This window comes from Streptomyces koelreuteriae (assembly GCF_018604545.1).
Classification (GTDB): domain Bacteria; phylum Actinomycetota; class Actinomycetes; order Streptomycetales; family Streptomycetaceae; genus Streptomyces; species Streptomyces koelreuteriae.
Window position 1 is genome coordinate 7410352 of sequence record NZ_CP075896.1, and the last position, 26791, is coordinate 7437142.

27 protein-coding genes are annotated in these 26791 nt (G+C 72.9%); 15 read left to right on the plus strand and 12 right to left on the minus strand.

Features of this window, described 5'->3' with window-relative positions; all coding sequences use genetic code 11:
- Positions 1–42: 42 nt before the first annotated feature.
- The 6 genes from KJK29_RS33470 (at position 43) to KJK29_RS33495 (ending at position 5281) form a co-directional block, all read left to right on the plus strand.
- Positions 43–615 carry a helix-turn-helix domain-containing protein gene (locus KJK29_RS33470; protein ID WP_215122900.1) on the plus strand — a complete coding sequence of 191 codons (573 nt, stop codon included), beginning with the start codon at positions 43–45 and terminating at the stop codon, positions 613–615.
- Between the two features lie 95 nt (positions 616–710).
- The gene (locus KJK29_RS33475; protein WP_189724369.1) at positions 711–1679 is read left to right on the plus strand and encodes an NADPH:quinone oxidoreductase family protein; all 969 of its coding nucleotides are present in this window, start codon (positions 711–713) and stop codon (positions 1677–1679) included.
- On the plus strand, positions 1676–2857 hold the full coding sequence (locus KJK29_RS33480; RefSeq protein WP_215122901.1) for an acyl-CoA dehydrogenase family protein: 1182 nt from the start codon (positions 1676–1678) through the stop codon (positions 2855–2857). The genes KJK29_RS33475 and KJK29_RS33480 overlap by 4 nt, the downstream gene beginning before the upstream one ends.
- Positions 2854–3927, plus strand: a complete 1074-nt coding sequence (locus KJK29_RS33485; RefSeq protein WP_215122902.1) for an acyl-CoA dehydrogenase family protein — start codon at positions 2854–2856, stop codon at positions 3925–3927. The genes KJK29_RS33480 and KJK29_RS33485 overlap by 4 nt, the downstream gene beginning before the upstream one ends.
- A gap of 184 nt (positions 3928–4111) precedes the next feature.
- Positions 4112–4975, plus strand: a complete 864-nt coding sequence (locus KJK29_RS33490; protein ID WP_215122903.1) for a phosphatidylinositol-specific phospholipase C/glycerophosphodiester phosphodiesterase family protein — start codon at positions 4112–4114, stop codon at positions 4973–4975.
- Positions 4976–5086: 111 nt separating this feature from the next.
- A complete protein-coding gene (locus tag KJK29_RS33495; protein WP_189724366.1) occupies positions 5087–5281 on the plus strand; it encodes a hypothetical protein in 195 nt (64 codons plus the stop codon).
- A 59-nt stretch (positions 5282–5340) separates the two neighbouring features.
- Here the strand turns inward: KJK29_RS33495 and KJK29_RS33500 are convergent, their stop codons facing one another.
- From KJK29_RS33500 to xylB, 6 genes are all read right to left on the minus strand, one after another.
- Positions 5341–6576 carry a phosphodiester glycosidase family protein gene (locus KJK29_RS33500; RefSeq protein ID WP_215122904.1) on the minus strand — a complete coding sequence of 412 codons (1236 nt, stop codon included), beginning with the start codon at positions 6574–6576 and terminating at the stop codon, positions 5341–5343.
- A gap of 120 nt (positions 6577–6696) precedes the next feature.
- Positions 6697–7866, minus strand: coding sequence for a bifunctional class I SAM-dependent methyltransferase/NUDIX hydrolase (locus KJK29_RS33505; RefSeq protein WP_370869176.1), 1170 nt, complete (start codon positions 7864–7866; stop codon positions 6697–6699).
- A gap of 6 nt (positions 7867–7872) precedes the next feature.
- Positions 7873–8268 (minus strand): luciferase domain-containing protein, encoded by a 396-nt coding sequence (locus KJK29_RS33510; RefSeq protein ID WP_215122906.1) that lies wholly within the window; start codon positions 8266–8268, stop codon positions 7873–7875.
- 91 nt (positions 8269–8359) lie between these two features.
- Positions 8360–8962: an N-acetylmuramoyl-L-alanine amidase gene (locus KJK29_RS33515; RefSeq protein ID WP_215122907.1), complete on the minus strand. Its 603-nt coding sequence runs from the start codon at positions 8960–8962 to the stop codon at positions 8360–8362.
- Positions 8963–9104: 142 nt separating this feature from the next.
- On the minus strand, positions 9105–10313 hold the full coding sequence (locus KJK29_RS33520) for an ROK family transcriptional regulator (protein ID WP_215122908.1): 1209 nt from the start codon (positions 10311–10313) through the stop codon (positions 9105–9107).
- 15 nt (positions 10314–10328) lie between these two features.
- Positions 10329–11771: a xylulokinase gene (xylB, locus tag KJK29_RS33525; protein ID WP_215122909.1), complete on the minus strand. Its 1443-nt coding sequence runs from the start codon at positions 11769–11771 to the stop codon at positions 10329–10331.
- Positions 11772–11933: 162 nt separating this feature from the next.
- On the opposite strand from xylB, the gene xylA reads away from it, so the two are divergent.
- Together xylA and KJK29_RS33535 are read left to right on the plus strand one after the other, a co-directional pair.
- A complete protein-coding gene (gene xylA / locus KJK29_RS33530) occupies positions 11934–13100 on the plus strand; it encodes a xylose isomerase (protein ID WP_215122910.1) in 1167 nt (388 codons plus the stop codon).
- Positions 13101–13245: 145 nt separating this feature from the next.
- Complete coding sequence (locus KJK29_RS33535) at positions 13246–13566, plus strand: hypothetical protein (RefSeq protein WP_215122911.1); 321 nt, start codon at positions 13246–13248, stop codon at positions 13564–13566.
- Here the strand turns inward: KJK29_RS33535 and KJK29_RS33540 are convergent.
- The gene (locus tag KJK29_RS33540) at positions 13555–14832 is read right to left on the minus strand and encodes an SWIM zinc finger family protein (RefSeq protein ID WP_215122912.1); all 1278 of its coding nucleotides are present in this window, start codon (positions 14830–14832) and stop codon (positions 13555–13557) included. The two genes, KJK29_RS33535 and KJK29_RS33540, sit on opposite strands and share 12 nt — an antisense overlap.
- A complete protein-coding gene (locus KJK29_RS33545) occupies positions 14829–17669 on the minus strand; it encodes a DEAD/DEAH box helicase (RefSeq protein ID WP_370869177.1) in 2841 nt (946 codons plus the stop codon). Before KJK29_RS33545 ends, KJK29_RS33540 begins: the two co-directional genes overlap by 4 nt.
- Positions 17670–17952: 283 nt before the next feature.
- Here KJK29_RS33545 and KJK29_RS33550 point away from each other — a divergent pair, with 283 nt between their 5' ends.
- The gene (locus tag KJK29_RS33550; protein WP_215122913.1) at positions 17953–18135 is read left to right on the plus strand and encodes a hypothetical protein; all 183 of its coding nucleotides are present in this window, start codon (positions 17953–17955) and stop codon (positions 18133–18135) included.
- A gap of 87 nt (positions 18136–18222) precedes the next feature.
- On the opposite strand, the gene KJK29_RS33555 is transcribed toward KJK29_RS33550, so the two are convergent.
- On the minus strand, positions 18223–19191 hold the full coding sequence (locus KJK29_RS33555) for a prolipoprotein diacylglyceryl transferase (protein WP_215122914.1): 969 nt from the start codon (positions 19189–19191) through the stop codon (positions 18223–18225).
- A gap of 131 nt (positions 19192–19322) precedes the next feature.
- Positions 19323–19622 carry a hypothetical protein gene (locus KJK29_RS33560; protein ID WP_215122915.1) on the minus strand — a complete coding sequence of 100 codons (300 nt, stop codon included), beginning with the start codon at positions 19620–19622 and terminating at the stop codon, positions 19323–19325.
- Between the two features lie 96 nt (positions 19623–19718).
- Here KJK29_RS33560 and KJK29_RS33565 point away from each other — a divergent pair, with 96 nt between their 5' ends.
- Positions 19719–20621 carry an oxygenase MpaB family protein gene (locus KJK29_RS33565; RefSeq protein ID WP_215122916.1) on the plus strand — a complete coding sequence of 301 codons (903 nt, stop codon included), beginning with the start codon at positions 19719–19721 and terminating at the stop codon, positions 20619–20621.
- A 9-nt stretch (positions 20622–20630) separates the two neighbouring features.
- Here the strand turns inward: KJK29_RS33565 and KJK29_RS33570 are convergent, their stop codons facing one another.
- A complete protein-coding gene (locus tag KJK29_RS33570) occupies positions 20631–21230 on the minus strand; it encodes a class I SAM-dependent methyltransferase (protein ID WP_215122917.1) in 600 nt (199 codons plus the stop codon).
- Between the two features lie 152 nt (positions 21231–21382).
- On the opposite strand from KJK29_RS33570, the gene KJK29_RS33575 reads away from it, so the two are divergent.
- From KJK29_RS33575 to KJK29_RS33595, 5 genes are read left to right on the plus strand one after another with little or no spacing between them, the layout of a single operon-like run.
- On the plus strand, positions 21383–22156 hold the full coding sequence (locus tag KJK29_RS33575) for an MHYT domain-containing protein (RefSeq protein ID WP_215122918.1): 774 nt from the start codon (positions 21383–21385) through the stop codon (positions 22154–22156).
- A gap of 52 nt (positions 22157–22208) precedes the next feature.
- Complete coding sequence (locus KJK29_RS33580) at positions 22209–24725, plus strand: sensor histidine kinase (RefSeq protein WP_215122919.1); 2517 nt, start codon at positions 22209–22211, stop codon at positions 24723–24725.
- Positions 24722–25159 carry a roadblock/LC7 domain-containing protein gene (locus KJK29_RS33585; RefSeq protein WP_215122920.1) on the plus strand — a complete coding sequence of 146 codons (438 nt, stop codon included), beginning with the start codon at positions 24722–24724 and terminating at the stop codon, positions 25157–25159. Before KJK29_RS33580 ends, KJK29_RS33585 begins: the two co-directional genes overlap by 4 nt.
- A 22-nt stretch (positions 25160–25181) precedes the next feature.
- Positions 25182–25592 carry a DUF742 domain-containing protein gene (locus tag KJK29_RS33590; RefSeq protein ID WP_215122921.1) on the plus strand — a complete coding sequence of 137 codons (411 nt, stop codon included), beginning with the start codon at positions 25182–25184 and terminating at the stop codon, positions 25590–25592.
- Positions 25593–25649: 57 nt separating this feature from the next.
- Positions 25650–26255 (plus strand): GTP-binding protein, encoded by a 606-nt coding sequence (locus KJK29_RS33595; protein ID WP_215122922.1) that lies wholly within the window; start codon positions 25650–25652, stop codon positions 26253–26255.
- Positions 26256–26273: 18 nt separating this feature from the next.
- Here the strand turns inward: KJK29_RS33595 and KJK29_RS33600 are convergent, their stop codons facing one another.
- Positions 26274–26702 carry a PPOX class F420-dependent oxidoreductase gene (locus KJK29_RS33600; RefSeq protein ID WP_215122923.1) on the minus strand — a complete coding sequence of 143 codons (429 nt, stop codon included), beginning with the start codon at positions 26700–26702 and terminating at the stop codon, positions 26274–26276.
- Positions 26703–26791 lie beyond the last annotated feature (89 nt).

A 26791-nucleotide genomic window follows, 5' to 3' on the forward strand; every position in this document is an offset into this window, starting at 1 on the left:
CGCGGTATTGACAAACATGTTTGCCGAATCTGCAATACGACCATGACCACGGACGAGGTACTCGCGGGTGTCGGCCCCCGGCTGCGGCAGATGCGCAAGGAGCGGGAAGTGACCCTGGCGGCGCTCTCCGAGACCACCGGCATCTCCGTCAGCACCCTGTCGCGACTGGAGTCCGGACTGCGTAAACCCAGTCTGGAACTGCTGCTGCCGATCGCGCGCGCTCACCAGGTGGCCCTGGACGAGCTGGTCGGTGCACCGCCGACGGGCGACCCGCGCGTGCGGGCGAAGCCGATCGTGATGGGCGGCCGCACCCACTGGCCGCTCACCCGCCAGCCCGGCGGCCTCCAGGCCTACAAGGTGCTGGAACCCCGGCGGAGCCTGGAGCCGGATCCGCGCACGCACGAGGGCTACGAGTGGCTGTACGTGCTGTCCGGGAAGCTGCGCCTCGTGCTGGGCGAGCACGACGTGGTGCTCACGGCGGGTGAGGCCGCCGAGTTCGACACACGCGTGCCGCACTGGTTCGGGTCGACGGGGGAGGGGCCCGTGGAGTTCCTCAGCCTGTTCGGACCGCAGGGGGAGCGGATGCACGTGCGGGCGCGGCCCAGGAAGTCGTGAGCCGATGACTGTTCCCTGATCGGCAAGCAACCGCTTAGTATGCGAACCGACCCCGGTCGTACGACGCAGTCGACGCAGTCCCGTGGAGGCCCCGCATGCAGGCATGGCAAGTGCACGAGAACGGCGAGCCCGGCGAGGTGTTGCGCCTGGCGGACGTGGCGCGGCCGGTCCCCGGCGACGGCCAGGTCCTGCTGAAGGTGCGCGCCGCGAACATCAACTTCCCGGACGCCCTGCTGTGCCGGGGCCAGTACCAGGTCAGGCCGCCGCTGCCCTTCACCCCCGGCGTGGAGATCTGCGGCGAGACCGAGGACGGCCGCCGCGTGATCGCCAACCCGGCGCTGCCCCACGGCGGCTTCGCCGAGTACGCCGTCGCCGATGCCGCCGCCCTGCTGCCCGCGCCGGACGCCCTGGACGACGCGGAGGCCGCGGCCCTGCACATCGGCTACCAGACCGGCTGGTTCGGACTGCACCGCCGGGCCGGTCTGGAGGCCGGCGAGACCCTGCTCGTCCACGCTGCCGCAGGAGGGGTCGGCAGCGCGGCCGTGCAGCTCGGGAAGGCCGCCGGCGCCACCGTCATCGGTGTCGTCGGCGGCCCCGGGAAAGCGGCCGTCGCCCGTGAGCTGGGTTGCGACGTCGTGATCGACCGGCGCGCCGAGGACGTCGTCGCCGCCGTCAAGGAGGCCACCGGCGGCCGGGGCGCCGACGTCGTCTACGACCCGGTCGGCGGCGAGGCCTACACCCAGTCCGCCAAGGTCGTCGCCTTCGAGGGGCGCATCATCGTCGTCGGCTTCGCCGGCGGCACGATCCCCAGCCCGGCCCTGAACCACGCCCTGGTGAAGAACTACTCGATCATGGGCCTGCACTGGGGCCTCTACAACACCAAGAACCCGAAGCTGGTCCAGCACTGCCACGAGCAGCTCACCGAGCTGGCCGCCCGGGGCGCGATCAAGCCGCTGGTGAGCGAGCGCGTCCCGCTCTCGGGAGCGGCCGCCGCCGTGCAGAAGGTCGCGGACGGCCTGACCACCGGACGGATCGCCGTCGTCATGGAGGAGGCAGCAGCATGACCAGCGCCGAGGAACTGCGCCGTCGTACCCGGGAGTTGCTGGCCGCCCATCCGCCCGCCTCGACCGACCGCCTGGACTTCCTCCGGGCCCGCTTCGACGCCGGACTCGCCTGGGTGCACTACCCGGAGGGCCTCGGCGGGCTCGACGCCCCGCGCTCGCAGCAGGCCGTCGTGGACGCCGAGCTGGAGGCGGCCGGCGCTCCCGACAACGACTCGCGCCGCAACGGCATTGGGCTCGGCATGGCCGCCCCGACGATCCTCAAGTACGGCACCGAGGAGCAGAAGCAGCGCTTTCTGCGGCCGCTGTGGATCGGCGAGGAGGTCTGGTGCCAGCTGTTCAGCGAGCCCGGCGCCGGCTCCGACCTCGCCGCCCTCGGCACCCGCGCGGTACGCGAGGGCGACGAGTGGGTGGTCAACGGGCAGAAGGTGTGGACGTCCGGCGCGCACAACTCCCGCTGGGCGATCCTCATCGCCCGCACCGACCCGGACGTGCCCAAGCACCGGGGCATCACGTACTTCGTCTGCGACATGACCGACCCGGGCGTCGAGGTGCGGCCGCTGCGGCAGGTCACCGGCGAGGCCGAGTTCAACGAGGTGTTCCTCACCGACGTCCGGATCCCCGACGCGCGCCGCCTCGGGGAGGTCGGCGACGGCTGGCGGGTCGCGCAGACCACGCTGAACAACGAACGCGTCGCCATCGGCGGCATGCGGCTGCCCCGCGAGGGCGGCATGATCGGACTCGTCTCCAAGACCTGGCGCGAGCGGCCCGAGCTGCGCACCCACGACCTGCACCAGCGGCTGCTGAAGCTCTGGGTGGAGGCCGAGGTCGCCCGGCTCACCAGCGAACGGCTGCGCCAGCAGCTCGTCGTGGGCCAGCCCGGCCCCGAAGGCGCTGGCATGAAGCTCGCCTTCGCCCGCCTCAACCAGGAGATCAGTGGCCTGGACGTGGAACTCCTCGGCGAGGAGGGCCTGTTGTACGACGACTGGACGATGCGCCGCCCGGAACTGGTCGACTTCACCGGCCGCGAGGCCGGCTACCGCTATCTGCGCTCCAAGGGCAACAGCATCGAGGGCGGGACCACCGAGGTCCTGCTGAACATCGTCGCCGAACGCGTCCTCGGCCTGCCCGCCGAACCGCGCACCGACAAGGACGTCGCCTGGAAGGACCTGGCCCGATGACGGATCTTCTCTACTCCGAGGAGGAAGAGGCGCTGCGGGCCGCCGTACGGGACCTGCTCGCCGACCACTGCGACGCGCCCGGCGTGATCGCCCGCACCGAGTCGGACACCCCGCACCACCGTGAGGCATGGAAGGCGCTCGCCGACGGCATGGGCCTCGCGGGGCTCCTCGTGCCCGAGGACAAGGGCGGCCAGGGCGCCACGCACCGCGAAGCCGCCGTCGTCCTGGAGGAACTGGGCCGCGCGGTCGCTCCCGTGGCCTACCTGACCAGCGCCGTCGTCGCCACCGAGGCCCTGCTCGCGTGCGACGCCGACGACCTGCTCGCCGACCTGGCGTCCGGGCGGCGGATCGGCGCCCTCGCCGTTGCGCTGAACGTCGCGCCGGGCACCGCCTACAAGGTGGTCCGGCACGAGGACGGCCCACTGCGCGGCGAGCTGACCGGCATCGCGGACGCGGCCGTCGCGGACGTCCTGCTCGTGCCCGCCGACGACGGCGGCCTGTACGCGGTCGACGCCACGGCCGCGACCGTCACGCCCCAGGTCTCCCTGGACCTGACCCGCCCGCTGGCGACCGTCACGCTCGACGGGGCACCGGCCCGGCTGCTGGGCGACGCCGAGCCCGCCGTACGCCGGGCCCTGACCGCCGGAGCCGGACTGCTCGCCTCCGAACAGTTCGGGCTCGCCGACTGGGCGCTGACGGAGACCGTCCGCTATCTGAAGGAACGCAAGCAGTTCAACCGGCCCGTCGGCGGTTTCCAGGCGCTCAAGCACCGGCTGGCCCAGCTCTGGCTGGAGGTCGTCAACCTCCGCGCGGCCGCCCGAAACGCCGCCGACGCGCTGGCCACGGGCGAGGACGTCGAGGTGGCCGTCACCGTCGCCCAGGCCTTCGCGGGACCCGTGGCCGTGCACGCCGCCGAGGAGGCACTGCAACTGCACGGCGGCATCGGCATGACATGGGAGCACCCGGCGCACCTGTACCTGAAGCGCGCCAAGGCCGACTCGATCGCCTACGGCACGGCGGGAGCCCACCGCGAGGCCCTGGCCGGACTCGTCGACCTCCAGGCCCCCTGACGTACACCTGGTCGACGCCCGGGGAAAGCCCGTCCCACCTGGGGCGGGCTTTTCCGTGCGCACCGCTCCGGTGAAGTGAACGCGGAGCGGCGGTCCGGCCAACTCCGTGCACGGGCCTGCCTCTTGAACCTGCCGGGACCCATACTCGCAGGGTTCCCGTCCGCCACTTCCAGGGAGGCAGAGCATGGCCCTCACCACCCGTCGCAGAGCCCTCACCACCCTCGGCGCCGCCCTCGTCGGCTCGGTCGCCCTCCCCGCCACCCAGGCCGTGGCCGGCGAACGACGGCACGGCTGCCGCCCGTTGTGGCGCGCCCACGCCCACAACGACTACGAGCATCCGCGCCCCCTCTTCGACGCCCTCGACCACCGCTTCGGCAGCGTCGAGGCCGACATCTACCTCGTGGGCGACCGGCTGCTCGTCGCCCACGACCCGGAGGACCTCGACCCCTCCCGCACCCTCGAGTCCCTCTACCTCGACCCGCTCGCCGCCCGCGTCCGCGCCAACAAGGGCCGCGTGTACCGGGGGCACCGCGGCTCGCTGCAACTCCTCGTCGACATCAAGACCGAGGGCTCGTCGACGTACCTCGAGCTCGACCGGCATCTGCGGCGCTACCGGCACCTGTTCACGACGTACGCCCACGGCCGTGTCCTCCCCGGGCCCGTCACCGCCGTGATCTCCGGCGACCGCGCGGCCCGCGCCCCCATGGAGGCCCAGCGCGTCCGGCGCGCCTTCTACGACGGCCGCCTCGCCGACCTCGGCAGCCAGTCGCCGGCCTCCTTCATCCCACTGATCAGCGACAACTGGACCCTCAACTTCACCTGGCAGGGCGTCGGCGCGTTCCCGGACGCCGAGCGGGAGAAGCTGCGGGGCATCGTCCGAGCCGCGCACGCGCGGGGGCAGAGGGTGCGGTTCTGGGCGACCCCGGATCTGGCCGGGCCCGCCCGTGACGCGGTGTGGGCCGAGCTGCTCGCCGCAGACGTCGACCACCTCAACACCGACGACCTCGCCGGACTGGAAGCCTTCCTGGACGCCCGCCGGGCGGCATAGGACTTCACACGTTCGGCGGACAGGTCAGCCACCCGGACGAACCCTCCGCTACGCCACACTTGCGGCCGAACGCCGTGAATCGGATAGGGCGGCGTGGCGGAGGAGTTGACGATGGCCATTTCCATCTCTGTGGTGCTGCTGCTTGTGATCCTTGCGGTGATCTTCCTGCGCAACGGCGGGCTGAAGGTCTCCCACGCGCTGGTCTGCCTGCTGCTCGGCTTCTACCTGGCCAGCACGAGCATCGCCCCCACCATCCACAGCGGCATCACGGCGACGGCGGAGATCGTCAGCAGCCTGAGGCCTTGAGGCCTTGAGGCCTTGAGGCCTTGAGGCCTTGAGTTCTTGGGTGGGGGCCTTGGGGGCCCTCAGCTCGAGAACACGCCGATGCCGTTCGGGACGGCGCGTTCGGCGCCGCCGCTGGGGTGGTTGCGTACGGACACGGCGCTCGCGCCGGACTTCCGGGCGACCAGCGTCGACGACCCGCCGCCGTCCAGGCTGAAGGCGTCCTGTGAGCCCAGCCGCCGCATCGTGTCGGCCACTTCGGCGATCGTCAGGCCGCTGCGGTACGTGGCGCCACCGTCCAGCGCGAGCAGCAGCATGCGCTGCCCGTCGTCGGCGAGCCCCACGGCCGTACGGACGGCCGACGCCGTGTCGTCCAGCCCCGGCAGCGGTCTGCCGCCCGAGAGGACCGGATAACCGCCGAGGGCGAGACGGTACGGGACGCCGCTCGTGGCCGCCACGAGGGCGTGCTCGACCTCGACCGCTTCCCCGGTGGAGAACTTCCGAAGCTGCTGGGCACCCTCCTCCCGGCCGACCAGCACGGTCGTCCCCTCGGTGATCGGGCCGCTGCCGGGGGAGTCGGCGGTCGAGACGACCTTGCCGTCGCGGACCGTCACCTCGTGAGTGTCCTTGCTGCACGGAGCCGCCCGGTCCGTGTCCGTGCCGCACGTGGCCCGCACCCGGGAGGCGCTGCCCCACGCGGAGGTGAACGCGCCGACGGAACCCACCGGCAGCGCGTACTGGTTGAGCCCGCCGAGCGGCAGCCGCGCGGAGGAGGTGCGGACCGAGCCGTCGAGAGCCAGCCGGTCCAGCCGGGCCCGCCGGTCGGTTCCGACCCCGAGCACGTCCTTCGTGGTCGTGCCGGGCGGCAGCGCGGGCCCGAAACGCTGGCCCTTCGGCACGGCCGCCTTGAGCGCCCGCCCGGCCGCGATCGCCGGGCCCACGCTCGCACCGGTCGCCTCGACGCCCGGGTGCTGCGTCTCGGTGATGTTGAAGAAGTCGCCGTTGACACCGGCGACGGCGCCCTGGGCGTCGGCCATCCGCGAGACCAGCGCGCGCGAGGCCACCGCCCCGGGGTACAGCAGGTCGACCTGAACCCGAGGGTTGCCCAGGTCGACCTTGAGCACATGCGCGTGGGTCACCCCCTTGGCCGCCTGGATGTCGAAGTGCTCATAGGTGACGCCCGGCGCGACCCGGACGCGCTTGTGGACGGCATCGGCCTCAGCCGCCTCCGCCACACCCGCACCGGCCAGTGCGCCGAACACCGTGAGAAACGCCAGAACCGCTCTGCCTGCTCCGCGCCGCTTGTGACGACCTGTCACCGTACCCCCTGATGCCTCGTCAGAAGTCCTCAGGGCAGTGGACCAGACGTCGGGGCACAGGAGTACGGCTGACCGCCGACCACGCGGAAAAAGTCGGAAAAACACACCCCTCCGGGTGCTTCAGCCGCCGTCCGCTCCGGTGGCGTACGGCGTGTAGTGCGCGGGCGTGTGGTCGATCGGCAGCCCGGGCCGCCACGCCGTGAGGGCCTGCGCGCTGCACACGAACAGCTGATCGGGCAGCCGGTCCAGGCCGAACCAGCGCCAGCGGCCCACGCTCTCGTCGGGCTGGTCCGCCGGCTCGCCCTGCCAGACGGTGACCCGGGCGGCCACGGTCACCCGGACGACACCGCCCGCGTCGTCGAGGAGCGACCCCAGCAGCCGGACGTCCTCCGGCCGCGCCCTGAGCCCCGTCTCCTCGCCCAGCTCGCGCACCACCGTCTCCCGCAACGACTCCCCGGGTTCCACCGTCCCGCCGGGCAGCTCCCACGTCCCGCGCCGGTGCCGGCCCAGGAGCAGCCCCCGGGGCCCGTACAGGATGGCGCCGACCCCGATCGCGGCATGAGCCGGCGGCGGCCGGTCGACGCGCGGCCGGGAGGAGACGCGGACGGGCCGGGTCACCTGGAACAGCCGGTAGGACGCGTGGTTGCCCGCCTCCGGCGTGTCGAGGACATCGACCCGCTCCACACGCAGCCCGTACTCGGTGAGCAACTCCTTCCAGAGGTCAGGGGCGAGGACCCACATGTGCACGGTGACGTCACCGCCGCCGGCCAGCCGCAGGATCTCGGGCCGGGCCGTGACCCGGTCCGACGGGCCGTCACCGCGCGAGTTGGTGTGCAGCACCGTGAAGCAGAGCCTGCCGCCAGGCCTGAGCGCCGAGGCGAGGGCGGGCAGCAGCCGGTGCGGGTCGAGATACGGCACGGCATGCAGGGCGTAGACGACGTCGTACGGCTCCGCCGTGCGCAGATGCTCCACCGCGTCGGCCAGGACCAGCCGCAGCCCGGGCAGCGAGCCGTACCGGGCACGGGCCCGCTCCAGTTGTCCGGCCGAGGCGTCGACCGCGTCCACCAGCGCGCCGTGGGCACGCACCAGATGGGCGGCGTGCCGGGCCGGACCGCATCCGAGGTCCAGTACCCGCCGGCCCGCGAGCTCGCCCAGCACCTCGGTCCCCGGCCCGGCGCCCTCGCAACCCCAGTCGAACCGCGCCACCTCGGGCAGCTCCGTGCCACGCCGCAGATGGTGGGCTCCGTACGCACGCCAGGCCTCGGCGTTGACCTCCTCCGACGGTGTCACCAAGGCTCAGCCGCCCGCGGCGGCGTCGCGCGGAAGCACCCTGACACGGTGGAAGTTGCATCCGGCGGGGCGCGCCTCGTCGGCGGCGGGCGGGGTCTGGTGGGCCTTGAGCGCGATGCTCACCAGGCCCAGCAGCAGATCGACGTCCGCTTCGCAGTCGAGGTGGACCGTCACCCAGGACGATCCGGGAACCAGGTGGATCGCGCTCGAACCGGCGAGGTCGTAGTGGATGCGCTGGATGGCCCGGCGGGTGAGGTGGAGGTCCACGTCCCGTGCCGAGTGGAAGTGGAGGATCTCGTCACGGACGGAACGGATCGCCCGTCCGGTACCGCAACTCGCCGGGCCCGGCATCAGGTCGGGCCAGGCCTGCAGGCGCTCCATGGCGCGCTGGGCCAGAGTCATGGCTCCATCGTTGCGCGCTTACCGTGTCGCAACCAGAGGTTGAGCGCTTTGTAACCGGGACGTGAGGTGGGGCGGGGGAGGCGGCTTTTCCTCAGGTGGCGTCTCTGATCAGTCTTATGTAGCGCTTCCAGTCCCAGTGGCCGCCCGGGTCGGTGTGGTCGCTGCCCGGTACCTCGTGGTGGCCGATGATGTGGTCCCGGTTCCGGGGGATGCCGTGCCGCGCGCAGATCGCCGCCGTGAGCCGGGCCGATTCCTCGTACGCGGCGTCCGTGAAGTAGTCGGGCTGGTCGACCCAGCCTTCGTGCTCGATGCCGATGCCGCGCTTGTTGTAGTCCCAGTTCCCCGCGTGCCACGCGATGTCGGCCTCGCGTACGCACTGCGCCACATGGCCGTCGGCCGAGCGCACCACGTAGTGGGCGGACACCTGCTTCCTCGGGTTCCGGAAGATGGACAGGGTGCCGGCGAAGGTCGTCTGCGCGACATGGATGATCACGCGGTCGACGGGATGGCCTCGGGGGCGGTTCGACGCCGTGTAGTTGGCTCCGGTCGCCGGGTGCCACTCGGCCCCGGGGTGGTCGGGGGCCTGGGGCCGGGCCGCGGCCCGTGTGCCCGGGAGAAGGACGTAAGGAACGGCGGTGAGGGCGGCGCCCACGAGGATGCCTCGCCTGTTGGGGAGCGGTGCTGCCTGGTCCATGACGGGATGCCTTTCGCTTCGACGGATCCTCACGTTACGGCGCCTGCCGGACCGTCAGAAGGGAGCGAGGTGTTTCGGTGGACTGACCGGCGAATGTGGATAACTCGCCCACTCTTGTGGGTGATGCGGGCTGTCCGAGGGTTCAGGCCCGCGCGGCGACGGCCGCCGGATCGTCCAGCACCGCCCGCACGACCGAGTGCGCGGCCCCCAGCAGCGGTCCCTGAGGGCCCAGCCGTGACACGGACACGGGACAGGCCGGACCCGCGGTGCGCCGCGCCAGCTCCTCCCGAAGCGAGGGCAGCAGCCAGGGCGCGAGACCGGACAGCTCCCCGCCCAGCACCACGCTCTCGGGATCGAGCAGATTGACCGCCCCGGTCAGGGCGACACCGAGCGCGGTGCCCGCGTCACGCAGGGCACGGCGTACGTCCTCGTCACCTTCGGCGGCGCGTCCAGCGAGCAGTCCCACCCGGTCCTCGTCCGGCTCCAGGCCCGCCGCACGCAGCACCGCCTCCTCACCGGCGTACTGCTCCAGGCAGCCGCGTCCGCCGCACGCGCAGGCCGGTCCGTCCGGCCGGACCGGAACATGTCCCAACTCACCCGCGAAACCGCGTGTTCCGCGCAGCAGCCCGCCGTCCACGACGACGGCCGCACCGATGCCGATCTCCGCCGACACATGCAGGAAGTCGCGCGGTGTGCCGTCCTGGAGCCAGAGTTCGGCGAGTGCCCCGAAGTTGGCCTCGTTGTCCACGGTCAGCGGCAGATCCGCCGGCAGCAGGGCGCCGAGGTCCGTGTCGTGCCAGTCGAGGTTCGGGGCGCGTACGACGGTCCGGGCGTCCCGGGCCACCAGTCCCGGTACGGCCACGGCGAGCCCGGCGGGCCACAGGCCCTCGCCCTCCGCCTCGGCGACGACCCGGCCGATCAGCTCGGTGAGTTCGGCTGTGACGGGCCCGGGAGAACGGCCGCGGTTCGCGCCCTGCCGTATCGCCCGCGCCCGGGTCGTGCCACGCAGGTCGACGGCACAGACCGCGAGATGGTCGACGCCGATCTCCGCGCCGATCCCGGCCGGCCCGCGTCCGCTGACGGCGAGCGCGGAGCCGGGGCGGCCCACCCGGCCGGGCCGCTCGGGCCCCAGTTCCTCGATCAGCCCCGAGCGGACGAGTTCGTCGACGAGCGTCGAAACCGCTGCCCGGGTCAGCCCGATCCGCGAGGCGACGGCGGCCCGGGACAGCGGCCCCTCGGCGCGGACGGTGTGCAGGACCCGGGCGAGATTGCGGCGGCGCATGCCCTGCTGGGTGTCGGGCAGCCCGCGTCCCGGCCCGGCGGGGTGAGCCTCGTGCGGCGGTGCGGTCATGCCTGACGCCAGTCCTCAGTGGGTGTCCGTGGGCCGCTCCAGCAGCGGGGCCGCGTCGGAGAGTACCCCGGCGATCCTGGCCAGCGTCTCCTCGTCCCGCTCGACGGCGTCGAGCACCGGCCCGGCCGCCGTGTCCCAGCGGCGTGCCACGGCCGCCGCGTCCTCCCCGGTCAGCAGCCCGGCCGCCTGCGCGGCCGCGCCGAGCGCCACCAGCTCCTTGGCCTCGGGCACCTGCACGGGACGCCCCGACAGCCTTCGTACGGTCTGCTGCCAGGCCGCGCCCCGGGCGCCGCCGCCGATCAGCAGCAGGGGCGCCGAGGGGTCGGCGTCCTGGTCCAGGACCAGGTCGAGCGCGCCGAGCAGGGAGTGCACGGCACCGTCGTAGGCGGCCTGGAGCAGTTGGCCGCCGGTGGTGTCGTGGTGCAGACCGTGCAGCAGGCCGGAGGCGTTGGGCAGATTCGGGGTGCGTTCGCCGTCCAGATAGGGCAGCAGGGTGACGGCCGTGCCGGGCTCCACGGCGTCGCGGTCCAGGCCAAGGAGCGTCGCGACGCGGTCGACGGCGAGTGTGCAGTTCAGGGTGCAGGCCAGTGGCAGCCAGTCACCGCGCGCGTCGGCGAAGCCCGCCACCGTGCCGCTCGGATCGGCGGGCCGGTGCCGGGACACCGCGTACACCGTGCCCGAGGTGCCGAGACTCATCACCGGCACGCCCGGACGCAGCCCGAGGCCCAGCGCCGCCGCGGCGTTGTCGCCGGTCCCGGGCGCGACCAGAGTGCCCTTGGAGAACGGCAGATCGTGGCTGTGCACCGTGCCCGCCACCTCCCCGGGCCGGACCACACGGGGCAGCAGGGCCGGGTCGAGCCCCACGTGCGCCAGGATCTCCTCGTCGTACGACTCCGTCCCGGACGCCCACCAGCCCGTCCCGGAGACATCGCCGCGGTCGGTCGTGCCCTGCCCGGTGAGCCGCTCGGTGAGGTAGTCGTGGGGGAGGCGCACGGCCTTCGTGGCCCGGACCGCCTCCGGCTCGTGCTCGGCCAGCCAGGCCCACTTCGTGACCGTGAAGGACGCGGCGGGGACGCTTCCGGTGCGCTCAGCCCAGTACTTCGCGCCGCCCAGATCCTCGGTCAGCCTGCGGGCCTGCGGCGCCGAGCGCACGTCGTTCCACAGCAGGGCGGGCCGCAGCGGCTCGCCCCGGTCGTCCAGGGTGACCAGGCCGTGCTGCTGCCCGCCGACCGACACCGCGGCGGCCTCGTGCGCCGCGTCACCGCACTGGCGCAGGGCCTCGCACAACGCGTCCCACCACTGGCGCGGATCGCTCTCGCGGCCCGCCCCCGAGGAGACGGTGTGCGGGGCCTGGCCGCTCGCCACGACCCGGCCGGTGGCCGCGTCGACGACCAGCGCCTTGGTCGACTGGGTGGACGAGTCCACGCCGACGACGAGCGGACCCTCGGCTGCTGACATCGGGTTTCTCCCTCTGCTCTCGTCCTGCTCCGGTCCTGCTTCTCTCACTCCGGGACACCTTGTCTCTTCCCGGAAGGGCGCTGTCTCTTCCCAGAGAGGTGCTCGCATACTAATTTGTAAATCGCCATGACGAAATAGTCTCAGCGAGCGAGGAGCCGCGGCATGAGCTACCAGCCCACCCCCGAGGACAGGTTCACCTTCGGCCTGTGGACCGTCGGCTGGCAGGGACGGGATCCCTTCGGCGACGCCACGCGGCGTGCCCTCGACCCGGTCGAGTCGGTGCAGCGCCTGTCCGAACTGGGCGCGCACGGCGTCACCTTCCACGACGACGACCTGATCCCGTTCGGCTCGAGCGACACCGAGCGCGAGGCCCACATCAAGCGCTTCCGGCAGGCGCTGGACGCCACGGGCATGAAGGTCCCGATGGCGACCACCAACCTCTTCACGCACCCGGTCTTCAAGGACGGCGCGTTCACCGCCAACGACCGTGACGTGCGCCGCTACGCGCTGCGCAAGACCATCCGCAACATCGACCTCGCCGCCGAACTCGGCGCCCAGGTGTATGTGGCCTGGGGCGGCCGCGAGGGGGCCGAGTCCGGCGCCGCCAAGGACGTCCGCGTGGCCCTGGACCGGATGAAGGAGGCCTTCGACCTGCTCGGCGAGTACGTCACCTCCCAGGGCTACGACCTGCGCTTCGCGATCGAGCCCAAGCCGAACGAGCCGCGCGGCGACATCCTGCTGCCGACCGTCGGCCACGCCCTGGCGTTCATCGACCGTCTGGAGCGTCCGGAGCTGTACGGCGTCAACCCCGAGGTCGGGCACGAGCAGATGGCCGGGCTGAACTTCCCGAACGGCATCGCGCAGGCCCTGTGGGCGGGCAAGCTGTTCCACATCGACCTCAACGGCCAGTCCGGCATCAAGTACGACCAGGACCTGCGCTTCGGCGCCGGCGATCTGCGGGCCGCGTTCTGGCTGGTCGACCTGCTGGAGTCGGCCGGCTACGAAGGCCCGAAGCACTTCGACTTCAAGCCCCCGCGGACCGAGGACCTCGACGGGGTGTGGGCGTCGGCGGCCGGCTGCATGCGCAACTACCTCATCCTCAAGGAGCGTGCCGCGGCCTTCCGCGCCGACCCGGAGGTCCAGGCGGCGCTGCGCGCGGCCCGCCTGGACGAGCTGGCCCAGCCCACCGCCGCGGACGGCCTCCAGGCCCTGCTCGCCGACCGGTCGGCCTTCGAGGCCTTCGACGTCGACGCGGCCGCCGCGCGGGGCATGGCCTTCGAGCACCTGGACCAGCTGGCGATGGACCACCTGCTGGGGGCGCGCGGCTGAGCACACGCGCGCGTGGACGCGTGCCTGTGCGGGCGTCGGCCGTACCGCCTGGAATGCTACGGAATCATGCGATCCACGCCATGAGTCCGTAGCAACTCCCGTGCACCGCTCGCGCCTTGAGCGGTGCACGGTGACCCTGGTCGGTATGGCCATGCCGCCCGTACCGCCTCAGCGGCGGAATCCGCTGCTCATCCTGATCACCGTGCTCGTGGCCGCCGCAGCCGTGTGCGCGGTGGTGCTGATGGCCAGGGGAGGCGACGACTCGCCGGACCGGGAGCCGCCCGCCGGGAGCACGAGCCGCACCCCTGCCCCGTCCTACGGCATCCCCACCAAGCTGCCCACCGAAGTGCCCAGCGAGCTGCGGACCCGGCTGCCGTCGGACTTTCCGAGCCGGCTGCCGAGCGATCTGCCCAGCGACCTCGAATCGCTCCTCCCGTCCCTGGACACCGGCGAGCTACTGCCGTAGAGGCGCCTCCTCCGGCGCTGATCCGTCCCCGGCGGCCGGATCCGCCGTCGTCAGGGCCGTCGCCGGATCCTGTGCGGCGCCTCCCGCGGGCATCCAGCGGCCGCGTTCCTCGACGTACGGCCACCATCGGCCGTCCCGGCCGAGGCGCAGCTGGACCGGTGCGCCGACGACCGTCCACCGGTTGCCGCTCGCCCGCAGCTCCGGCCGCTCGTCCGTGTCCCAGGCCGACTCCAGGGCGGCACGCGCGCGTGCGAGCGTTTCGCCCTCCACCTGCCACTCCTCGTCGAGCACGGCCAGTGCGGCCGTACCGCCGAGGTGCCAGGCACGGACCGCTGCTTCGAGCGCCTCCGGGCCCCGTCCCGACCCGTCGGCGAGACGGTCCGCCACCTCGCGTCCGGGATTGCCTGCGGCCAGCCGCACCGCGTCCTGCGTCAGAGTCAACTCCGCTTCGGAGGCACCCCGGAGGGCCTCCGCGAGCAGGCGGTGGGCCTGTACGGCGGTCCGCGCGGCCAGGAACTCCAGCGCGGCCGGGTCGATGCCGGGAGCGGGCGGGGTCTCGGTGTCCAGGGACCGTGGCACCCCCGGCTCGCCCGGGAGTCCGGGCAGGTCCGGCAGCGGAGGGAGGATGTCACCGGCCGCGTACGCCTCGGCCGCGTCCACACCCTCCGGCCCGGAGGACTCCGCGGGGGATCCGCCGCCGCGGGTCTGGAGAGCGTCCAGCAGGGCGGCTTCGTCCCGGCCCCGCATCAGCATCAGGACGAACGGGTCCTGGTCCAGCAGCCGTGCCACCTGGTAGCAGAGCGCTGCCGTGTGCCCGCAGTGGTCCCAGGCGTCGCAGTCGCACTTGGGCTCCAGATCGCCCAGGCCCGGCAGTAGTTCGACGCCTGCGGCCGCCGCGTCCTCGACCAGGTGCGGCGGCATCTCCCGGTCCAGCAGCGCCGCCACATGCCCGGCCCGCTCCACCGTCATGTCCAAGAAGTGGTCCCACTGTTCGGATGAGAGCTCCGCCAGCAGGACATCGGCCCGGTGTGCCGTGCGGTCGCGGTCCTGGACGACGGCCGTCAGCCGCCCCGGGCGCACCGACACCGCGCCGACCGCTCCCGCCCGGGCGAGCCGACGGCCCGTCTTGAGCTGCGCCGAGTCCAGCGCCGTGTCCTCCAGTGACTTCAGCCAGGCCTGGCCCCACCAGGTCTGCGCGAAGCCCCGGCCGCGCGCGGGCGGCAGTGCCGCGAACGTGCGCTCCATGTCTCCGTCGTGTCGATTCATCGCGCCCCTCGCAGTTCGACCAGTTCCGCCAGTTCCGCGTCCGACAGCTCCGTGAGCGCCGCCTCGCCGGAGCCCAGGACGGAGTCCGCCAGCTCCTTCTTGCGGATGAGGAGTTCGGCGATGCGGTCCTCGATGGTTCCTTCCGCGATGACGCGGTGCACCTGCACGGGCCGGGTCTGGCCGATGCGGTAGGCGCGGTCGGTGGCCTGCGCCTCGACGGCCGGGTTCCACCAGCGGTCGTAGTGCACGACGTGCTCGGCCCGGGTGAGGTTCAGACCGGTGCCCGCCGCCTTCAACGACAGCAGGAACACCGGCACTTCGCCGTCCTGGAAGCGCCGCACCATGGCCTCGCGCTCGGCGACGGGCGTCCCGCCGTGCAGGAACTGCGAGGGTGTGCCGCGGGCGGCCAGATGCCGTTCGAGGAGGCGGGCCATCTGCACGTACTGCGTGAAGACCAGTACGCCCGCCTCCTCGGCGAGAATCGTGTCGAGCAGTTCGTCCAGCAGTTCCAGCTTCCCGGAGCGTCCGGCGATCACCGGGCTCTCCTCCTTGAGGTACTGCGCCGGGTGGTTGCAGATCTGCTTGAGGCCGGTCAGCAGCTTCACGATCAGGCCGCGTCGCGCCATGCTGCCGGCGCCGGAGATCTCCGCCAGCGCCTCGCGTACCACCGCCTCGTACAGACCCGTCTGCTCCTGGGTGAGCGACACGGCGTGATCGGTCTCGGTCTTCGGCGGCAGCTCGGGCGCGATCCCCGGGTCCGCCTTGCGGCGGCGCAGCAGGAACGGCCGTACGAGCCGGGCCAGCCGGTCCGCGGCGGCCGGGTCCTGACCGCCCTCGACGGCCTGCGCGTACCGCCTGCGGAAGGTGCCGAGCCGGCCCAGCAGCCCCGGAGTGGTCCAGTCGAGGATCGCCCACAGCTCCGACAGGTTGTTCTCCACCGGGGTGCCGGTGAGCGCCACACGCGCGCGTGCGCCGATCGCCCGCAGTTCCCGCGCGGTCGAGGAGTACGGATTCTTCACGTGCTGGGCCTCGTCCGCCACGAGCAGGCCCCACGGCACCCCGGTGAGCCGGGGCGCGTCCAGGCGCATCGTGCCGTACGTCGTGAGCACGAACTCCCCGTCGGCCAGGTCGTCGAGGCTGCGCCGAGTGCCGTGGAAGCGCCGCACGGGGGTGCCGGGCGCGAACCGCTCGATCTCCCGCTGCCAGTTGCCCATCAGGGACGTCGGGCAGACCACCAGGGTGGGCCCGGCGGACTCGGCGTCGGTCTGCCGGTGCAGATGCAGGGCGATCAGCGTGATCGTCTTGCCGAGCCCCATGTCGTCGGCGAGACAGCAGCCGAGGCCCAGGGACGTCATACCGGCGAGCCAGTTCAGGCCCCGCCTCTGGTAGTCCCGCAGGGTGGCCGCGAGGGCGGCGGGCTGCTCCACGGGCCGCTGCGCCTCGGGGTCCGCGAGCCGCTCCCGCAGGGCCGCAAGCCACCCGGTGGGCCGCACCTCGACCCGGCTGCCCTCCACCTCGGCCCAGCCCATCAGGGCCGCGCCCAGCGCGTCGACCGGTGTGACCTTGTGGTCCTGCCGGGAGTGGGCGAGCCGTACCTCCTGAGGGTCGATCAGGACCCACTGGTCACGCAGCCGCACCACGGGACGCTTGGCCTCGGCGAGCCGGTCCAGCTCCTCGCGGCTCAGCCGCCGGTCGCCCAGCGCGAACGACCAGTTGAAGGAGAGCAGCGCGTCGGCGGACAGAAACGACGGCAGGGCCGCGACGGACCTGCCGGACTCCTGCTCCTCCTCGCCGTCGCCGCTGGGACCCATCGGCCCCACCTCCGCGCGCGTGGTGAACTCGCGGGTCAGTCCCTTCGGCCAGTGCACGTCGACCCCGGCCGCCGCGAGCGCACGGGCGCCCGCGCCCAGCAGTGCGGTGACCTCCTCGTCGGCGAGTTCGACCGCGTCCGGCACGGTCGCCGACAGCAGTGGCGTGAGCGGGTCCCAGGCCCGGGCCGCGCGGCGCAGGGCGAGCAGGACGTCCATCCGGGCGCGCGGGCCGAAGGCCTCGCCCCCGGCACCGGCCCAGACGTCGGCGGCGTCCGCGACCAGTGCGGGATCGCTCACGCTGTGCACCTGGAGCACGGCCCGGAACGTCACGTCCGCGTCGGCCGCCGCGTCCGTCAGACCGGGTGCCTCGATCCGCAGCGACAGCCGCACGCCCGCGTCATGGCCCGCCGCGACATCGGCGGCCCAGGCGCGCTGCTCGGGCAGGAGCACCGGCTCGGGCGACGCGTACGCGGCACCGCCGGTCACCAGCGGCGCGGCGGGGGAGCGGGGCAGCGTGTCGGCGACGGCGTCGAGGAAGGCGCGCAGAAGCCGCTCCGGGTCGGGCAGCCGCAGCGGCCCCGATCCCGCGAGCGGCACGGAGTGCGCCTCGGGCGGCATCGCGGCGGCGAGCCTGCGGACGGCCTCGACGTCCTGGGCATGCAGGGGACCCGTCCGCCAGGCGTCGTGGTCGCCCTGGGACAGTCCCGGCAGCAGCAGACCGCGCGCCACGAGGTGCAGGGCGTGCACGGCCGCCGCGCCCCAGAACACGGTGGACCGGTGCCCCTGGGCGCTCACCCCTGCGCGGGTGAGGACCGGCAGGGCCGTGCGCACCGGCAGCAGGACGGCGGGCACGCTCTCCGCCTCGATTCCCTCGCTGCCGGGGACGGCGACAGTCAGGTCGGTGGCGGACGCCGATGCCATGGCCCGCAGGGCTTCGCCGTCGGGGCGCCAGAAGGCGATGTGGCCGGTGCGGGCCGGGTCGCCGGGCAGGAACACGGCGCGGCAGTGGGCCCATTCGGGGGACAAGGGGGGAGGTGCGGAGGAGAGTGCGGAGGAGGGTGCCGGGAGAGTCGGATGCTCGCTTATGGCTAATTCCTCAAACTTGACTAGCGGGGTGGAGTCGCCGAGGGTACAGCACGTCTGGCGTACACGGGTATGACTGAGGTGTGATCCGAGTCACTATGAGTGGGTCAGGGGTGTGTAGGGGTCGCACCTCAGGGATGTCTCAGGGTCGCGGTCAGGAACCGCCGCGGGCGCGGGCCCGTTTTCGAGACAGAGAGCGGCAGTGGCCGCGAAGGAGGCGACAGACATGTCCAAGAACGCCAAGATCGCCGCAGGTGGTGTGGCGGTCGGGCTCATCCTGTTGATCTGGCTGCCCTGGTGGGCAGCGCTCCTGATCATCCTGGGGGTCCCGGCCGCCGCGTATCTCGCGCTGGACCCGTCGCAGCGCCGCAGGCTGCGCCGAGCCACCCGCAAGGAGATCGGCCGCTAGGAATGCGGCCGCCGAGGCGCTGACCCGGCGCGGCCGAGACCGTCGCCGGATCAGACGGACCAGCCGGACGACCTGGATTCCCCCGGATCAGTTCGGCCGTACGGCCATCTTGTCGAGCGCTTCGAGGAGCCCCGGCAGCTCCGGCCCCCGGCCCACCGGCAGGACCTCGCCGGGTTCCTCGTCGAGCAGCACGAAGGCCATGTCGTCGGTCCTGGCCACGAGCGACCAGCCCGGGCCGTCCGCCCGCAGGGTCCGGGCGTCGGCCGTCGCGAACGACGACCGGACCCGTCCCAGCGGCGGCGGCGAGTCGATGTAGGTGCGGGCCTCCGCGAGGACTCGCCGGATGCCGCTGTGACTCGGCAGAGCCTTCTCCGCGCTCTCGTCCGGGGTGTCGGCCGCCTGGCCCTCGTCGTCGCCCGGCGCTGTCGAGGACTCCAGCTTCTCCGAGGCTTCCGGCGCCTCCGAAGACCCTGGTGCTTCCGAAGCCTCCAGCGCCTCCGAGGTATCTGGCGCCTTCGAAGAACCCGGCGCCTTCGAAGAACCCGGTGCAACGAAGGCCGAGTCGTCGACCTGCTCCCGCCATGTCGCCCACTGCAGCGCGATCTCGTCCGCGCCCAGGCGCCGCTGGGCCGGCCCCCAGACGGTGGTGTCCGGCGGAGCCAGCGGCGGCCGGTCGTCGGCCTCCGGGTCGGGATCGTGCGGCGCGGGCACTCCGGGCGCCGCGACGGCGACCGCGAGCGGCCAGCCTGGCAGGGCCGCGACGACGGAGCGCTCGTCGGGCGACAGCTCGTACTCCATGCCGCAGTCCCAGGAGGCGATCGCGACGGCGACCAGGGAGACGTCGTCGATGGCGACGGTCCAGCGGGAGCCGTCGCCGTCCTGGCCGAGCACCAGCCCGTATCCCTCGGCGAGCGGTGCGAGACCGAGCGCCGCGCACGCCTCCGGATAGTCGTCGCCGAGGACGCTCGGGAACTTCGCAGGCGTCAGCAGTACCGCCGTGAGCACATAGAGCGCGTCGTCCGCGGCGGCGACGACGTCCTCGTCCGTCCCGGCCATCCCAGCCTCCCCATCGGTTCGTCCAACGGCGCGCACCCTAGTGCGCGCGGAAGCCGCTTGTCACGGCCCCGCAAGCGCACCCGAGCTGCAATTTTCCGGCGGACGGGGCGAATCGGCCGTCCGGACCGTGCTCACGGCGCCGTAGGCAGCCCCAGCAACTCACGGGCCACGGTCCGCGGCGACTCGCCGCGTTCCCGTGCGAGCGCGATGACGGCCCGGCAGGCCAGCTCGTTCACCCCGAACGACAAGGCCTCCGGCGACACCCAGCCGGCCGCCTCGTCGGCCCGCTCCTGGTCGTCCTCCGCGCCCGCCGCGACATAGACCGCGGCGGCCTCGAAAAGGTTGTGTGGACGTTTGTCCCCGTCGGTCTTGGCCTCCGTGCGCAAGGCGTCGGCCACTCTTCCCCCGGCCTTGCGGAACCTGCCCCACATGCTGACCACCTTCCCCCTGTGCGGTTGTTGTGTCTGATCTTTCATCTCCCGGCCACCAACGTAAAGTTGGAGATCCTGTGGCAGAAGGGGGACACGGTGAGACGCTTCGACCGGCTGGTGCGGATCCGGCGGATGGACCCGTACCGGGAGGCCACGGACATCTACCGGCTGAGCGTGGCGTACGAGTTCCCCTGGGACTTCACCCGCGCTCTGGAACTGGCCCTGTACCGCACCTACGCCGTACCGAGCATCGGCCGCCTGCTCGCGCGGACGGCGGAGCTCACGGAGCGGACGCAGAAGCGCTACGACGACACCTCGCTGCTCCTCGATGCCGTCGTCGAGCACGGCTTCGGCAGCGACCGGGGAAAGACCGCGATCCGCCGCATCAACCAGATGCACCGCGCCTATGACATCAGCGACGACGACATGCGCTACGTGCTCTGCACCTTCGTCGTGATGCCCAAACGGTGGATCGACGCCTACGGATGGCGCAGGATGTCGCGCCACGAGATCGTCGCCAGCGCTGTCCACTACGGCACGCTGGGCCGGCACATGGGCATCAAGGACATCCCCGAGACGTACGAGGAGTTCGAGACCTGCCTCGACGACTACGAGGCGGCCCACTTCGCCTGGGACCCGGACGCCCGGCGGGTCTCGGACGCCACGCTCGACCTGATGGCGTCCTGGTACCCGCGCCCGCTCGCACCCCTGCTGCGCACCACGACCCTCGCGCTGCTCGACGACCCACTCCTGCACGCCTTCCGCTACACCCCGCCGAGCCCGGCCACGCGCGCGTGGGTGCGTCGTGCCGTACGGCTGCGAGGGCGCGCCGTCCGGCTGACGGCACCCCGGCGCGCCCCGCACTTCGCCCGCCAGAACTGGGAGATCAAGGGCTACCCGTACGGATACCGGCTCGCCGACCTCGGCACGCGGCCGGTCCCGGGCCTCAGAGGCTGCCCCGTACGGCAGGCGGAGGCGACGGGCACCGAGGCAGGGTGACGCGGCGGCTCAGTCCTCGCGGACGGCGAGCGCCAGGAAGCGGGTGTCCTCGTCGACGTACGACGTCATGCGCCACCCGGAACCGGCCAGCAGCGGCCGGAGGTTGGGCTCGGCCCGCAGATCGTCCGGGGTGAGCGGGCGGCCGTGGCGGGCGGCCAGTGCCGCCCTGCCGATCGGATGGAACAGCGCCAGCACACCACCAGGACGCACCACACGCGCCAGCTCGCGCAGGTTCTCCGCCGGACTCGCCAGATGCGAGACGAGTCCCGCCCCGAACACCGCGTCCAGCGACCGCGACCGCAAGGGCAGCGCGGCGACATCCGTGAGCAGCAGCTGCCCGTCACGGTCCCGTCCGGCCCGTACGGCCTCCCGCAGCATGGCCGGGGTCAGATCGGCCCCGAGGACGCTCCCCGAGGGCCCCACGGCGGCACGCAGCGGCGGCAGGGCCCGTCCGGTGCCGCACCCCGCGTCGAGCACCCGGTCACCCGCGCGCAGTCCCAGCTCGGCGACCGCCGCCGCGTAGGCCGGACCGTCGTCCGGGAACCGGCTGTCCCAGTCGGCGGCGCGGGCGGTGAAGAACTCCTGGACACGCGTCTGGTCGTCGCTCATGTACCGCATGATTCCTCACCGGCACGGATCACGCCCCGGTGCACATGTTCGAGCGTGACGCGATCGTTCCGGTACATCCTTGCGTCATATTCCAACACCTTTCGAAATGCGCCCCCTTCGTGCGCCCATGCCGGGTCTAGCGTCCCGGGGCCATGGGACACCTGGACCACGCCGCCCTGGGGTGGCTGACCCCCGTGCTGTCGTACGCGATGGCCTGCACAGGCGCCGCGCTCGGACTGCGCTGCACCGTCCGCGCCCTCGCCGCCACCGGGCGCTCGCGCCGCAACTGGCTCGTCACCGCCGCCTCGGCGATCGGCACCGGCATCTGGACCATGCACTTCGTGGCCATGCTCGGCTTCGCCGTCACCGGCACCGACATCCGCTACGACGTTCCGCTCACCCTGCTGAGCCTGCTCGTCGCCATGGTCGTCGTCTGCGCCGGCGTCTTCGCCGTCGGCTACGGCCGGGACCGCGGCCGGGCCCTCTTCCTCGGCGGCCTCACCACCGGCCTCGGTGTCGCGAGCATGCACTACCTGGGCATGGCGGCCGTTCGTCTGCACGGCGACGTGACCTACGACCCGGTGCTCGTCGGGCTCTCCGTCCTGATCGCCGTCGTCGCGGCGACGGCGGCCCTGTGGGCGGCGCTCAACATCAAGTCGCCCGTCGCGGTCACCATCGCCTCCTTGATCATGGGCGCGGCCGTCAGCAGCATGCACTACACCGGGATGCTCGCGGTGAGCGTGCGGGTCACGCCCTCCGGGGCGGTCCTGCCCGGGGCGACGGCGATGCAGTTCATCTTCCCCCTCGCCGTCGGTCTCGGGTCCTACCTCTTCCTGACCTCGGCCTTCGTCGCGCTCTCGCCGACGGCAGGCGAGCGCGAGGCGTCCGCCTCGGCCCAGCGGCCGGTCGAGAGCGTCGCCCCCTAGGCCCTGTCCGGCCCGGCCGCGCACGGCCCGAACCACTCCCGAGCGAGGAGCCATGCGTACACCCCGTAGGAGCCCCACAACCGGCGCCGAGGCGCCGCCCCCGCCCGTGCGCGGTCGCCGCGCGCACGCCGGGCCACCGGCCGACGAGGGCCCGGAGGCGCCCTCGGGCGCCGCACCGGACGGGACGGTCACGCGCGTGGAGGGCTGGCACATACGCCCGCGCACCGTGCGCGCCAAGATCGTCTGCCTGCTGATGGTGCCGGTCGTCTCCCTCTTGGCCCTGTGGGCCTACGCCACGGTCACCACCGCCCAGGACGTCTCCCGGCTGCGGCAGGTCCAGCGCGTGGACGCCACGGTCCGCGCCCCCGTCTCCGCGGCGGTCGCCGCCCTCCAGGCCGAACGCGCGGCCGCCGTACGCCACGCCACCGACCCGTCGGCCGTACCGTCCGGCGAACTGGACGAACTCGCCCGGCGCACCGATCGCGCCGTCGCGAAACTCCGCCTCGGCAAGGGCAGCACCGTCGCCGACAGCGAGGAACTGCCCGCCGGCGTCGACCGCCGACTGGAGGCGTTCGTCACCGGCGCCGAGGAACTGCCGCCGCTGCGGACCGCGGTACAGGACCGGCGCGTGGGCTGGGCCGAGACGTACGGCCGCTACACCCGGACCATCTCGGCCGCCTTCGGCGCCGGTGGTGCCCTCACCGGCATCCGGGACGCCGACCTCGGCTCCGACGCGCGCGTGCTGCTCGAATTCGCCCGCGCGGGCGAGGCGTTGGCCCAGGAGGACGCGGTGCTGGCGAGCGCCCGGCTGTCCGGCACCCTGACCGGGGAGCGGCTGCGGCTCTTCACCGGCGCCGTCGACCTGCGCCGCACCCTCACGGCGTCGTCCGTGGCCGACCTGCGCGGCACCGAACACTCCGCGTGGAACGCCCTCGCCGACAGCAGCGCGTATGCGGGCCTGAGCGACGCCGAGGAGGGCATCCTCGCCCGCGGGCCGGGCGCCAAGGCGGTCGAGACCGTGCCCGAGAGCACCTGGAACACCGCCCACACGCGCGTGCAGCACGGCATGCGCACGATCGAGAACGAGGCGGCACGCGGCGTCGCGCGACGGGCCGACCCGTTCACCCGAGGACTGCTCACCCCGGCCGGCGCCGCCGTTCTGCTCGGACTCGCCGCCGTCGCCGCCTCGCTCGTCATCTCCGTACGCATCGGACGCGGCCTGGTGGTGGAACTGGTGAGCCTGCGCAACGGCGCCCTGGAGATCGCCCGGCGCAAACTCCCCGAGGCCATGCGGAGACTGCGCGCGGGCGAGGAGATCGACATCCGGGCGGAAGCGCCGTCGGGACCACCCGCCGAGGACGAGGCCGGGCAGGTCGCCGAAGCCCTCGACACGGTCCACCGCGCCGCGCTGCGGGCCGCTGTGGAACGCGCCGAGCTCGCCAGCGGCATCTCCGGCGTCTTCGTCAACCTCGCCCGCCGCAGCCAGATCCTCGTCCACCGGCAGCTGAGCCTCCTCGACAGCATGGAACGCCGCTCCGACGACCCGAACGAACTGAGCGACCTCTTCCGCCTCGACCACCTCACCACCCGTATGCGGCGCCACGCGGAGAGCCTGATCATCCTCTCCGGAGCCGCCCCCGGCCGGGCCTGGCGCATGCCCGTCGTCCTGACCGACGTGGTCCGGGCGGCCGTCTCCGAAGTCGAGGACTACGCGCGCGTGGAGGTACGGCAACTCCCCGAAGCGGCCGTCATCGGCACGGCCGTCGCCGACCTCACCCACCTGCTCGCCGAGATCATCGAGAACGCGGCGCAGTTCTCACCGCCCCACACACGCGTGCGCGTCACCGGCGAACCCGTCGGCAACGGCTACGCCGTCGAGGTCGAGGACCGCGGCCTCGGCATGGGCCAGGAGACCCTCGCCGAGGCCAACCGGCGCATCGAGCAGTCCGAGGCACTCGACCTGTTCGACAGCGACCGGCTCGGCCTGTTCGTGGTCAGCCGGCTCGCCGCCCGGCACGACGTCAAGGTCCACCTGAAGACCTCGCCCTACGGCGGCACCACCGCCGTCGTCCTGCTGCCCACCGCCCTCCTGCACACCGCGGCGACGGAACGTTCCCCCGGTGAGGCGGCCCATCCGCCGCGGCCCGAGGAACGCGCCCACGCGCGCGTGCCCGACGACACCCCGCTCCGGGACGTCGTCCCCGCACCGGCCGACCGGCGCGCCCTCGTGGCCCCGGTCCCGGCCGCTGCCGAGCCCACGAGCCACACCCCACCCCCAGGAGTCGCCACCTTGCGACTGCACCGACCCCAGGAGCAACCCGAAGGCTCCGAGGACCTCCCGCGTCGCGTACGACAGGCCAGCCTCGCCCCGCAGTTGCGCGAGGGGCGCCCCGAGGAACCGCCGCCCACGCCGGCCCCCCGGGACGACGAACGTACCCCCGAAGTCGTACGCGACCGCATGGCGGCGTACCGCGACGGCTGGGCACGCGGCGGCGGCAGGAAACCCGGCCGCGGCGCCACTCCCGGCCCCGTGACGGGCAGAGACAGCAGCGAAGGAGACCCCGCATGATCCAGGACCCGAGCACGCGTGCCGCCCGGCGCTCCGGCGAACTCGACTGGCTGCTGGACGATCTGGTGCTCCGCGTGAGCGACATCCGGCATGCCGTCGTCCTCTCCAACGACGGCCTAGCCGTGGGCGCCTCGACCGGTCTGCGGCGCGAGGACGCCGAACACCTCGCGGCGGTCGCCTCGGGCTTCCACAGCCTCGCCAAGGGAGCGGGACGGCACTTCGGCGCAGGCGGGGTCCGCCAGACCATGGTGGAGATGGACGAGGCGTTCCTCTTCGTGGCCGCCGCCGGCGACGGCTCCTGCCTCGCCCTGCTCACCGCCGTGACCGCCGACATCGGCCTTGTGGCGTACGAGATGGCCCGCCTGGTCAAACGCGTCGGCGAGCACCTCGGCACGGCGCCCCGCGCCGGCGCGCGGCCGCCCGCCGCCGGATGAGCCGAGAGAGCGGTTCGCGCAGATGACCGAGGACATGACGGGCACCCTGAGCGAGCAGGGCAGCCAGTGGTACGACCAGGACGCCGGCCCGCTCGTCCGCCCCTACGCCATGACGGGCGGACGCACCCGGTCCGGGCCCACCGGCGTGCGGTTCGACCTGATCGCCCTGGTCACGCTGGACCCCGGCGCGCCCGGCGTGGACGACGCCCCGCTCGGCCCAGAACACCGGACCCTCCTCGACCTGTGCCGCCCGGAGACCCAGTCGGTCGCCGAACTCGCCGCCGGAGCGGACCTGCCCGTGGGTGTGATCAGGGTCCTCCTCGGCGACCTCCTGGAACTGGGCTGCGTCACCGTCAGCCGCCCCGTACCGCCGGCCCAGCTGCCCGACGAACGGATCCTGCGCGAGGTGATCGCGGGACTGAGGGCGCTGTAGCGGACCACACACCCCCACCAGGGACGCACACCCCACCCGACACGAGAGAAGTGATCAATGGTCTCCGAGCACTCCGACGCATCCGACGGCGACTCCGCCGCACTGGCGTTGAAGATCCTGGTCGCCGGCGGATTCGGCGTGGGCAAGACCACGCTGGTGGGCGCCGTCAGCGAGATCCGGCCGCTGCGCACCGAGGAACTGCTCAGCGAAGCGGGGCAGTCGGTGGACGACACCGACGGCGTGGACCACAAGACCACCACGACCGTCGCCATGGACTTCGGACGCATCACCATCCGGTCCGGGCTCTCCCTTTACCTGTTCGGCACGCCTGGCCAGGACCGGTTCTGGTTCCTGTGGGACGAGTTGTCACAAGGGGCGCTCGGCGCGGTGGTGCTCGCGGACACCCGCCGCCTGGAGGACTGCTTCCCGGCGGTCGACTACTTCGAGCACCGGCGCATCCCGTTCGTGGTGGCCGTCAACTGCTTCCCGGGCGCCCGGCAGCACGGTGCCCCCGACGTCTCCCGCGCCCTGGACCTCGACCGGGGGACGCCCGTGGTGCTGTGTGACGCCAGGGACCGCGACTCGGGGAAGGAGGTGCTGATCAGGCTGGTCGAGTACGCCGGGCGGATGCACACCGCCCGGCTCCTCGACTCGGTCGGCTGACCGGGGGTACGCGCGCGGTCAGTCCGCGATGTCCCGCTCCGCCAGAACCTTGTCGACGGCGACACGGACGAGCAGCTCGCCCGGGACGCCGTTGCGGGCGCCGAACTCCTCGGCGCGGTCGTCGCCCATGTACCGGGCGCCGATGCGGGTGGCCCAGTGCCTGACCTCGTCGAGGTCGCTCACCAGGCGGGCGCGGCCCTGGACCACGACGAAGGAGTACGGCGGCCGGTCGTCGTCCACGCACAGGGCGACCCGGCCGTCACGGGCGAGATTGCGCCCTTTCACGGTGTTCTCGCCGGTGTTGAACACCACCTCGTCCCCGTCCAGCAGGAACCAGATCGGGGCCACGTGCGGGCTCCCGTCGGCCCTGACGGTGGAGAGCTTCGCGGTGCGGGTGCCGTGGGAAACGAACTCCCGCCATTGCGCGTCGGTCATCTTCTCTGCCATGGCTCCCATCCTCCTTGCCCCGGCAGCGGTCGTGGGGAAGGCTGGCGTGGAGATCCTCCGGCCAGGGGGAGAATCGCACGGGGAGAAAA